Source organism: Desulfocucumis palustris, from assembly GCF_002933875.1.
In the GTDB taxonomy this organism is placed as follows: Bacteria; Bacillota; Desulfotomaculia; order Desulfotomaculales; family Desulfocucumaceae; genus Desulfocucumis; species Desulfocucumis palustris.
Genome location: NZ_BFAV01000034.1, coordinates 1 through 12,670, shown reverse-complemented (window position 1 = coordinate 12,670; position 12,670 = coordinate 1). Strand labels below are relative to the sequence as shown.

At 45.4% G+C, this 12,670-nt stretch carries 2 protein-coding genes; both read right to left on the bottom strand.

Features of this window, described 5'->3' with window-relative positions:
• Positions 1-8,919 (bottom strand): SDR family NAD(P)-dependent oxidoreductase (locus tag DCCM_RS03095; protein WP_373855388.1); only part of this gene is annotated, 8,919 nt, incomplete at its 3' end.
• A gap of 40 nt (positions 8,920-8,959) precedes the next feature.
• Complete coding sequence (locus tag DCCM_RS03090) at positions 8,960-12,619, bottom strand: type I polyketide synthase (RefSeq protein WP_207655535.1); 3,660 nt, start codon at positions 12,617-12,619, stop codon at positions 8,960-8,962.
• Positions 12,620-12,670 lie beyond the last annotated feature (51 nt).

The following is a 12,670-nucleotide window of genomic DNA, read 5'->3' as shown; positions in this document are numbered from 1 at the left end:
ATTACCTGGGCTTATGGCAACCGAAGGCGGCTGCTGTTCCCCGGGAATATATTCCTCAATTATTACATGGGCATTAGCCCCTCCGGCCCCGAAGGACGAGATACCAGCAATTCTTGGATATTCCCTGCTTTCTCCATTTATCTCAGCCACCGGTCGTTTCCATTCCACAAGTTCTTGCTGAACTACAAAGGGGGTACTGCCGAAATCAATGTTGGGATTCGGCACACTGGAGTTCAGGGAGGGCACTAATTGGCGGTGCTTAAGCTGCAGCAATACTTTGGTCACACCCGCAATACCCGCAGCGCTCTCACAATGCCCGATGTTCGACTTTACCGATCCGATGGCACAGAACTGCTTATCCTTGGTATTTTGCTCAAAAGCCCGGGTCAACCCTGCAACTTCGATGGGATCCCCCAGGGAAGTTCCGGTGCCATGAGCTTCCAAATAACTAATTGTCCTGGGGTGGACACCGGCCCGTTGTAATGCCTCTGCGATTAACTGAAATTGAGCATTGGGATTGGGCACCATATAGCCATTGGTTTTTCCTCCGGCGTTAAGCATACTGCCTTTGATAATCCCATAAATATGATCGCCGTCTGCCATGGCCTTTTGCAAGGGTTTTAATATTATTGCCCCCACACCCTCTCCGTCAACAAATCCATCAGCCTGAGCCCCAAAGGACTTGCATTGATCCCCCGATGAGAGCATTGTGGCTGCAGCCAACCTCAAATAGTGGACGGGATCTACAATCAAATTGACTCCGCCTGCAATGGAACATTCACTCATGCCACTATATAGACTTTCCAAGGCTAAATGGATCGCTGTTAATGAAGAGGAACAGGCGGTATCCACGGCCATGCTCGGACCTTGAAAATTCAAGAGATAGGAAATTCTATTGGCAATTGACCAATAGCTGGTTCCTGTAGGGTAATTTCCATTCATAACTCCGACAAATACGCCGACTTTTCTGCTTTCACAAAGATTTGCAGGGGTGTATCCGGTATCTTCGATACTTGCATAAACCACTTCTAAAAATAATCGCTCCTGGGGATCCATCTGCTCGGCTTCTGCGGGGGAAATGTGAAAAAATAAAGGATCGAATTTATCAATATCCTTAATAAATCCACCCCATTTAGTATATATTGAACCCCTTTTTCCTTTATCCTGATCAAAATATTCCTTCCAATCCCAACGATTCTTAGGAATCTCTGTAATGCAATTTCTCCCTTCCCTTAAATTATTCCAAAACTCGTCAACATCATTTGCCCCGGGGTAGCGTCCAGAAAGGCCAATGATTGCAATATCTTGAATCCCGGGAGGCTGAGATGCCGGTCCTTTAATTTCCGGCTGGTGAAATTGTAGAAATCGTCCGGATTTCCTAAAGGCCAGCCTGGAACCCGGGGGTGATGTCTTAACCAGTATTTCATCACCGTTAGAAATCCTTTCATGAAGTTCCTGCTCTCCAAATCCTACCAGCGCTGTCAGCGAATCCTTTTGAGTTTTCATGAAATGTTCCACCAAAGCGTCAATGGTTTGATATTCAAAAAATAACGTAGTGCTGATATTCTTTAATACTTTACGCAAATTATTGGTCATGTGAACAACAGAGATTGAATCAATGCCGTATTTTTCTAAAGGAGCTGCGGAATCAATACTATGGCTTGGGATTTTCAGCGTCACTCCGACCAATTTTTTAAGGTAGGCCGTACTTTTCTCCCGCAGCAGATCTTGCGTGTGTCCTCCCGGTTGTCTTTCCGGAGGCAATTCATTGGGAGCTACATTAGTTTTAACTTTATTCCTAACAGGTGTTAGAACCGGTTTAAGCTGTTGTTTTTGCCGGACTATTCCATCACTTTCGGCAACAATAATCTGCCCGCCCAATTCATACGCCTCTCGCACCGGAAAGAAAACCCGCCGCAATCCTTCACTCTCCAACACTGCTTGCCAGGTTTCAGGAGATAATCCCGGGCAGCCCGGAATGCGCAACTCCGGAGCGTCGTACAACCACCATGCATCCAAAAGACCAAAGGTTAGATGGTTAAACAAAGCATTGCCGGTCATGGCATTTAATAAAATCAATCCATTTTTCTTTAAGGCTGCTTTAATATTACGCAAAGTTTGTCGAATATTTTTGGTAATGTACAGCACATTGGCTGCAATAACAATATCATATCCCCCGGCACGGATGCCTTGTTCGGCAATGGGAGCTTCCACGTTAAAAAGCTGATAAGTCAAATAGGGGTTTTGAGGGCCATACTCTTTTTCCGCATGAATTAATAACTCTTTTGAAATATCGGTGTAACAATACTCTTGGATATTATGGCGGTACGGCTTCAGTTTTTGGAAAACCATCGCGCCGGTCCCCCCGGTGCCTGTGCCAACTTCAAGAATTCGAATTGCGGCGGATGAATCTTGTTTAAGCCGTTCCTGAATATAGGCAACCACAGTATTGACCAGTATTTCATTAGAGTAATCCGCCACCGGATTATGTTTATAAATTCCCTCAGCCAATTCCATGGAGGAGTTGGGAAACATTATGTCAATGGCAAGTACTTTTCCGGTAAGAATTTCCGGCAGAGCCCGCATTGCTGCCTCCACCAAAGCCACCCGGGCTCCGGTGCCGGGGTTTTCCGGCCATTGACGTTTTTTCAGTTCCCACTCATTCCATACAGCATCTATATCTATTGGAGTTTTATCAATCAAAGCGCAGGATACTCCATCGCATTGCAGATAATTATTCCGTGTCAAAACCAATATGCTTTCTTCCAGCCACCTGCTATATATTTCACGCAACCCGGCTTTTGTTTTGAAGTCAGCTATCACCGGATTCCTCTCCGTAAACAATCCCATAGACTGCAATTGACCCAATAACAACCTGCATAGAAAATTGTCCACCTCCGTCGTATACCGAATCATTTCTGATTTAACAATCTGTTTGTCTTGTTCCGGAATACGATTCCTTATGCTTTGGATACCGGGGGAAAGATTTTCAGGATAGACTGAAATCAATTCCTCCGTATTCATCCCTTCAATGGCAAGGGGCTTGGTTATTTTTATTAATCCAATTTGATCCAGGGGTCCCGCCAGGAGTCTCTCCAGGGTCTCCATGGCTTCCGGGGGCTCAATGAGCCCAACGCCTATTTCTGCCAGCCGGAGATAAGTTTGTACCAACGGCTGATTGGAATCGAAATCATCAATCTGGCCGCTGCCCCAATATCCCCAATTAATTACTTTCACCGCGCAGGGCCAAACTTGAGAAAGTTGATGGGCAAATGCGTCCTTAAAGGTGCAGCCCGAAGCATAATTACTTTGTCTGGGGGCCTTTGTAACCGCCATGAGGGAAGAGAAAAACAATACAAAGTCCAGGTGTTCTTTATTAAAAACCTGAGCCATACGCACGCTCACATCGACTTTGGCTGATAATACCGCTTGGAATTCTTCCTCTTCCATATCCGCCAGGCTTTGCTCCAACAAAACCATGGCGGAATGAACCACCCCATGAATATGTGAATATTGTTGCTTAATCTCTTCATAGGCTTGTTGTAAAGCCTTAGGATCCGTTGCATCCGCTGCAATGTAATGTGGTGCGGGCCCCAAACCTGCAAGCCTGTCCAATTTGGCTTGTATTGACGCAGTCTTCCGGCGACGGCCGATCCAAATGATCCGGGCCTGATAGGTTCGAATCATATATTCACTCCAGGCCTCTCCGATGCCGCCGGCGCCTCCGATTACCACATATACTCCGCTTAACTTGTATAATGTCTGATTTAAACGGGAACAACGGAATGGAATCAACTGTTGCCGATACCAGCAGCGGCTTCGATAAACCCAGGTGCGCCCCTGATGGTCTGTTGGCAGAGTAAAAATATCCGCAAGCGGCCATTCACAATCAGCTTCCAGATCAATGAGCCGAACCTTCCAGTTTGGATATTCCTTAACCATGGAACCGATTAACCCGTGAATACTTGCATGGGCAGGATTCACCGAATCGTTTTTATGGATGGGCTGGGCCTGAATGGTGATTACACTCCAGCCTAAATTTCTGTTGCCATAGCCCAAACGAAGCAGGCCTTTAATCATTCTAAAAACCTGGAGAACACCCTTGTTCTGTTCTTCAAGCAATGTATCTTCCGCTAAGGACAGCAAAACCCTATGCGGGGCAATCCACAGGATATGGTCGATGGAACCATGGGCTTCCAGTTTTTTAGCTATTTCATCCATGGTGTCCTCCGGCTGAATCTCCAATACCTGCGCTTTTGGATAGAGCTGTTGAATGGCGCTCCTGTTGTCTTCGGTTCCCCCAACAATCATAAGCCGATCTGTTGGGGACGGGAAGGTTTGCCCCTTCTCCACCGGAACTGAATCCCATACGGGAAGCAACATAATTGCCCCAACAAGCGGTTCCGTGGAGGTTTTGGGGGTGACCGATTTCGGCGCACTGCCGGTTTGAGGCTCTCCTTCCAGTATTCTCGATGAAAAGCCCTTCATCCGCACACAAATCGTCCCTTGATCGTCGCATAAATCTATATCGAGTTTCTGTACCTTATCCCCGGCTTTGCCGCCCTCGCTGGGTCGAATAAAGGCCCACATGGCGGGAGCGCATTTACCAAGGACTTCGAGCTCTTGCAGGACAAAGGGCAGAGGAGGATTGTGGGGAAGAATGTCACTGGAAGACATTAAATTATCTGCGCCCGCCATCAGCCCGATTGACGCCTGCAAGGCAGAATCCAGCATGCCGGGATGAAGGACAAATTTAGCTTGGCCATCCGAAACGCAAGAAGGCAGGGATAACCTGGCCAACACTTGCTCCTGCCCCGTATGCACCCTCTCAATCCCCCGGTGTCCCGGGCCATAGTCAAACCCCATCAGTTTAAAGGCTTCGTAGCACTGGGCGGAACTGAGAACGCTCTGGCTGCACTTAGCCCGCAAGGCCTTGAGATCCAGGGTTGGTATTCCCCCAAGCGGACTCAGCACCGCGCTGCCCTGGCCATGTATTACAGGCTCCGCCTCAGCCCCTTCGGGTTGGCTGTAGATTCTATAGCCGATCTCTCCGTTATCTCCGGGAAAGAGTCCGATGTGTACCCGGACCGGCTGTTCTCCCACCGCAATAGTTTGAATCCAAACCACGTTTTTAAGTTGAACTCTGGCCTGACCTTCCTCCAAAGCCCCGGTTGCCTGAACCACTGCCGCTCTTGCCATCTCAAGGTAGGCCACCCCGGGCAAGACCCGCCGCCCCTTAACCAGATGGTCCATCAAGAAAAACTCTCCACCTGTAAAGGTCGAGCTGAATCGCTGTTCCCACAGGTCAGAGGTATTTTGATGCAGCAGAGGATGAATTGAGGTATCCACTGCCGGGGTTATCGCAGTGCCGCCGGCGGATTTAATCTTGTTCCCCGGCACCCAATAGGGCTCCCGGGCAAAGGGATAGGTGGGCAAACTAATTCGTTGGGGTTTTGCTTCCCCATAAAATAGCTCCCATTCCATGGAAAAGCCTCTAACCCACAATTCTACAATTTTTCTGAGGTTACCCTTTGTAACCCATTTATGGATTAATTCCAGAGAGTCCTGATCCGTACCTGGAAAATCGATGGTTTCCTTACTGTGCTTTACCCGCCCCCGCCAGCAATTGTCGATGGATTCCTTGGCTTCCGCAAAAGCTTCTAATTTATCCATTAGCTCGGGAATATCCTTTACTATGAAGGCTACCCGCTCTTCCATGGCTTCGCGCCCCACTTGCAGAGTATAGGCCAAATTAAATAAATTAATCTCATTGTTGCCTGGTACCGTTTCCGGTTCCTCTGTTTCTGTTCCGGTTGCTATTTCAGACTGGCCGAACATAAGATCATGAGCCTCAATAGCTTTTTGATGATGATTCATGATATAAGTTACCACAGAGGCAATAGAGTTTCTTTGGAGCAGCTCCTTGATATGGATGTCCAGCTTAAATTCCTCTTGGAGCTTTTCTTTAACCAGCATTACCTGAACGGGCTCTATTCCAAATTCATCCCACTCCTGTTCTATTTCAATGGCTTCTTCTTCCACTTGAAGGATTCCGGATAGGATCTGACGGATCTTAATTTCCAGGATTGTCTGAAACTTTGTTTTATTCTCTCCCATGCTTTGTTGAGTTTTTTTGCCCCGGGACATCCCTCTCAGAAACCCCAGCAATTTCTTTGCATAGGCATATAATCGTTCCTGGTTTTTGGCGGAGAGTGGAATAATTGCAGGCTTCCCCTGGCTGCCAGCCATTACCGGGTTTTGTCGCCCCGTTTCTTGCGGTATGTATTCCTCCAGGATAACATGAGCGTTTGCTCCCGCAGCTCCGAAAGAACTTAATCCTGCCCGCCGGGGATAACTAACCTGACGGTCATCCTTCATAATTAACGGTTGTTCCCATTTTTGGGTTTTATGCTGTATATAAAATGGGGAGTTCTCAAGATCGATAAATGGATTTAATTCCTCCGAGTGTAAAGATGGAACGAGAGTTTTATAATAAAGCTGGAGAACAACCTTGTGCAGACCGCTAATCCCTGCGGCAGACTCCGTGTGTCCAATATTTGACTTAACAGAACCAATCGAACAAAATTGCCGATCCTGCGTATAGTAACGGAAGGCTTTAACCAACCCTTGAATCTCTATGGGGTCACCCAAAGAGGTCCCTGTTCCGTGGGCTTCAACATAGCTGATGGTTCGTGGATCCAGCCCGGATTTTTCCATACATGCAATAATTAAATCCGCCTGAGCCGCCGGGCTGGGCACTGAAATCCCGCTTACAGTCCCCCCATGATTGATGCTACTGCCTTTTATAACCGCATAAATATGGTCCCGGTCCTGAATGGCTTTGTGTAATGGCTTTAACAGGATGGCACCGATGCCTTCTCCGGACACATAGCCGTCGCCGCCTTTGCCAAAGGTGCGGCAATACCCGTCGCTGGAATGCAGGTCCCCCAGACCATAGGACAGATATTTATTGGGATGCAAGGATAAATTTACCCCGCCTGCCAGGGCCACCTCGCTCTCCCCGCTCCTAACGCTCTCTAAAGCCAAATGTACGGCAGTGAGTGAAGAAGAGCATAAAGTATCCACCACCATGCTGGGACCGTGAAAATTGCAAAAATAAGAGACCCTGTTAGCAATTGATGCAGAGTTTAACGATACGGGAAATACCTGTCCCCGGGACACCGCCTCGGCTCCGATCAGGGTATAATCTTTATGCATCACCCCGACAAATACCCCAACATATCGACTTTTATTCCGATCCAGGGGCTTAACCAGCGTCTTAGGCGTATAACCCGCATCTTCCATGGCCTCCCAGCAGGCCTCCAAAAATAAACGTTCCTGAGGATCCAGCAGTTCCGCTTCCCGTGGTGATATTCTAAAAAATTGTGGATCGAAACACTCCGGATCATCAATAAGCCCTCCCCATCTGGATATTTCTTTTCCTGAAGGTGAACGCAATCCCTCAAACCGGTGCCAATCCCAACGGGATTTTGGAATCTCACTGATACAGTCGCTGCCCGCTTTTAAGTTCATCCAAAAATCCCGCAGGTTTTTTGCCCCTGGATAGCGGCCCGCCATCCCTATAATTGCAATTTCTCCCCGGCTTGCGGGCATTGCCGCAACAGGTGAAACTGCCGGGAGGGCTCCTTGGGACTGATTATTCTCTCCCCCGGCATGGGAAACTGATGCTTGCTCCGCAATTGGAGCCTGCCTTGGAGGATAATCCAAGGCAACTGCATTACCTGGTTGCCCCTGCTCAACTTTATGCGTCACTGTACTGTGCCGGTTAAATTGTGACGCATAATTCTCGTTGAGATAGGCTGATAACTCGGCAATTGTGGTATATTCAAACAACAGTGTTGGATTTAAGGACAGGTCAAAGGCCCTTTCAATATCTTGCACTACGGCCAGTAATCGCGATGATTCCATACCTAATTCAAAGAAACCTGTGCACAAATCAATCTGGGAGGCTGGCCGTTTAAGGTGCTTTGAAAATATCTTCTGTAAGAAAACTTCTATATCTGCAGGCGCTGTATTTATCCCTCCTGAATATTCAGGGTAGTGCTGAGGAAATGTTTCAGCTATAACAGAAGGCCCTTGAATAGAGGATGAAATAGTTTCTTTTTTTAGACCCGGGGTGATTTGTTCCTTCATCCGTATTCTTTTTACAGTTATTCCTTTCAAGTGTGCAATTTGTTTTCCTTCTTTATTAAAAAATGCTATATGATTAACACGAATGTCATTAACCATACGAAGTGAAGACAAACTTACTTTTGCATAGCAATGGGTTTGCAAAGGTTCCATACAGGAGAATGACTCATAATATAATGGTAAATATAGATCTTCATTACTACCGGCAATCCCTTTGCCTGCTAAAATTCCTCCGGATGCTATTGCAGCACCGTCAATGAGGGCAGGATGAAAAAGAAAGCTTTCGGCTTCATAATGGTAAACGTTATCAACATTTACTTCGATCAAACACCCAGGGTCTGTGAGATATATATTACCTTTGGCTTTTATCATCCCTTGATGAAGCAATCCTCGTTTTCTGGCTTCAGCATATAGCGTTTCAATATCCATACACTGTGTGGCTGCTTGTTTCATAGCTTCAATATTTATTTTCTCCTCAAGCATTATGGTCTCTTCATGCAATTCGGCTGTTATATATAATTTATTTTTTGATAAATTTCCTTGCTTGTCTGCCTCCCCATCTTCAACCGTTATATTCCAACATCTTGGAGTTTTGTCAAAATAAATTATTAACTTTACCGATCGTTCTTCGGTTACTATCAAGGGGTTGTAAATAGACAGACGTTTCAAACAATATTTCCTATAGTCCAATCCCATGGCATCTTTAGCCAGTTGGTACAACATATCAATATAGGCTAATCCCGGCAACAAGGTCTGCCCGTAAACCATATGATCCTTGATTATTGGATTTGCTTTAGTTATGGTTAAGTTATATATTTTTCTCATGGTATTCCCCCCATATGTTTTTTAAAAGCACATGCTCCTGTTGCTTTATCTCCCAATCCGGCTGTTTTTTAAAGTTCTCTTTATATTTATCCATGCTTGTTTCTGCATTCTCCGCCGGCACCTCCGCCACAGCATAAGCTGGAAAAGATTCTGAGAAAGATAATGGAGATAATGTAAAGCGCTTTTTCACCATATCAGGGGCTGTCTTTGGCAGATATTGTTGCTGATAGCTCCCATCAGGCGCAAATTCTTCTATAAGTACATGACAATTAGTTCCCCCATCAGGAAAAGAATTTTGAGCGGCAATGCGTTTCTTTCCGGAACCAATCTTCCAATCGATTGTTTCCCGGTTAAAGTGGATACGTGATGCAGAAAAATCATAATAATTAAAGGGGTCAAAGGCGGATAAAAAAGGCGGGATTTTCTTATGGTAAACGCTTAACACACAGCGGATAAATCCTGCTAATCCTGAAGCCAATAACAAATGTCCAATATTGGGCTTAACCGATCCAATAAAACATGATGTAAGCGCCTGCCGGGTAAGGTGATAGGTCTCGGACAGAGCCTTAATTTCGATGGCATCAATTACGGGGGAGCCACCTCCGTTGACCTCAATATACCCGATATCCTCCGGCTGCTTTCCGCATAACAATAACGCTTCTTGCATTACCTGCTTCTGGGCATTAATATCGGGTGATCCGGGACCAAGGGTTCTCCCATCATTATTCACTGAAATGGCCTTTATAACGCCATAGATGTGATTACCATCTTTGATGGCATCACCAAGCCTTTTTAACAGCACAACCCCGACTCCCTCACCTATCACCTCTCCGCCGGACCGTTTGTCAAAAATATGGAATTCGCCGTTCTTACTCAAAATATTACGGGCGGCGAACATGTGGTGAGCATAAGGACTCAATAATATATTTACCGCGCCGGTTAACGCCATATCAATTCGCTTTTCCCGTAAAGAATCAGCGGCAAACAACAAGCCGGTTATACCTGAGGAACAAGCTGTATCAAGCACCAAACTTGGTCCCTTGAAATTAAAGAATCTCGAAATATTTGCTGCCAGATAGTTCTGGCCAATTCCTAAAATTGGATTTGGAGCCTGAAGAATGGCATTCACATTCATATTGGGTTGCGAACGCCCGCCGATAAAGACTCCTATCTTTTGTCCCGATAATTGTTTGTATTCATATCCTGCATCATAAATGGCTTTTAAACTTTCCTCCAAAATTATTCTCGCTTGTGGATCCATAATTGACGCATCATTCTCATTTATATTAAAAAATTTTGGATCAAACAGGTCAAAATCATCCACCCACCCACCGTAATACACGCGGTTGTCTTTTGAGCTCCACCTTTTTTCAGATAACGGCTTAATTGCAGTTGTTCCCTCAGTTAATAAACTCCAGTAAGCCTCTTTTGTTGGCGCACCCGGAAACCGGCACGATATTCCCACCACGGCAATGTCTTTTAATGTCTGAACAGGCTGGTTATTGGCCACTGCTTGACTAACCCAGACAGCTTTGCCATTATCACGAAGCTCCGGGTTTACTGATTGAGAGGGCTCATTGTTTATAGGAATATTGTTTTCTTTAAGATAATTATCCCTGACACTGTCTGTCTCAAGTCCAATATTTTTTCGCAGGTCTTCCTGATAATTTGACATAAAATAATCGGCCAGTGTGGAAATTGTTCTATATTCCAGAAATAATGAGGGAGTAATAGTGTTACTTACCATTTCTTGCATTGTTTGTGTTAATTGAGCTAAGATAATAGAGTCAACACCATATTCATCAAATGGTTTGTCTTCATCCAATTGCTCAATCCTTAATTTTAATTCAGCTCCAATAACCTTTTGCAGCCACTGGACAACAGATGTTCGCAAGTCTGCCCGTGCTTGTATCGATAACTCCTTGGGCTTTAGCCTTGATGTTTGTTGTAACCTAAAACCGGGTTCTTTTTTTACGGATATCAACTCTGTTTTTAGCAATTGCTCGCATTTAAACTCACCTGGAGCCATTACACAGGGTAAACTAACAATATTAGGCGTCCTCTTAATGATATCCAGGAACGCTAATCCATCTGCCGTTGTATGGGATATAATACCTGTCCTGATATAAGCGGGTGCGCGCGCCCCTCCGGCAGCCAGTCCTGTTTCCCCCCAGGCCGGCCACTGAATTGATTTAAAATAAGACTTTCCCTCCCCGGTTTGATGCAGTGCATAATAATCCATGTAGGCATTGGCCATGGCATAATCACTTTGCCCCGCCGATAGTGTCGGTGCAATACTGGATAGCGACGAGAACAAAATAAAAAAGTTAAGGGGTTCTTTTTCAAGAGCCTTATGCAAGGTTACCAGTCCTTTAATCTTCGGCTCACAAACCGCTTCAATATCTGATAATGGCTTTTTGAAGAAGGCTGGATTTTTACTGGTTAATCCTGCACAGTGAAACACGCCGGTGATGGGCCCCAAATATTGATGGATTTTATGAACCATGGCATTTATTCCCTTTTGATCCATTAAAGATGTGTTGTAATAATGAACCCTTACTCCTTGATCAATAAGGGATTGCATACCTTTAAGCTTCTCTTCCAGCTCCGGTTTTTCTTTATTCACCAGGATCTTCTTCCATTCGGACGGCTCCGGCAAGTCTTCTCTTCCCAGGAGTACAATATTTTTTACCCCCTGTGAAACCACGTGCCTCGCAATGGATGCGCCAATCCCACGGGAGCCGCCTGTAATTAAAATAACATCGTGTTTTTCATATTGCTCCAAGATATGAAGGCTTTTTTGTATGTCATCATTGGTTTGAGAAATTGTTAAATGAGGTTCATATCGTTCACCGTTGCGATAGCAGCATTCAGTAAGATTTTCTGTATTTCTATTCCAAAACTCTCTTTGAATTTGTTTTGCCAGTTTTTCATATTCTTCAAATGAACAATCGCTGTCCATTGTCATGGCCTGAATTTGCTTATACTCGGCGCCCAACATGCGATACAATCCTGCTAAACGGGCGCCTTGCATAGTTGTTCTTACTAATTGAAAAGGACACAATTGGTGCGTGACTTGTAAAAGTTTATAACCTTCATTTCTATCATGCTCGATCAGCTTCTGTAAGAATGTTATTTTTCCGGACTCTACGGCTATGGATTGTTCATACACCTCATCATAAGGTGTGACATCAATAACGCCGAGTAATTTTTGACTGTTTAATTTATCTTTAATCTGTTGATGGAGATATTCACCTGCCGGGACGGAATAAAAATCGGTGGATATTTCTTCAGAAGAAAGGGTTCCTTCATGAATAACCCGTACCACTTTAATTGCTTCTATCTCTTCAAATAATGCAGCGGCCAGTTTCATGGTTTTAACCGTCCCTAAAACAACTACTGCCCCTGCCTGTTGAGCATTCTCTCCTTTTATTGTTTTTTGCTGCCAATCTTTTGTAATAATCACTTTTTCTGTTGTTAAATCATAAATAGATTCAGCCGGGCCTGTGGTGCTGCTGCCGGCTCCGGCCTCAACCCCGGAAAACCAGCAGCGTTCCCCGGCAAAGGGATATGTGGGCAAGCTGATGCGGCGGGGTCTGGCTCCGCCGTAAAGCTTGTTCCAATCAAAAATTAAACCCTTCACCCAAAGCTCCGATAGTTTGGCATATTTTCCTTTGGCGATCCAGGCATCAAT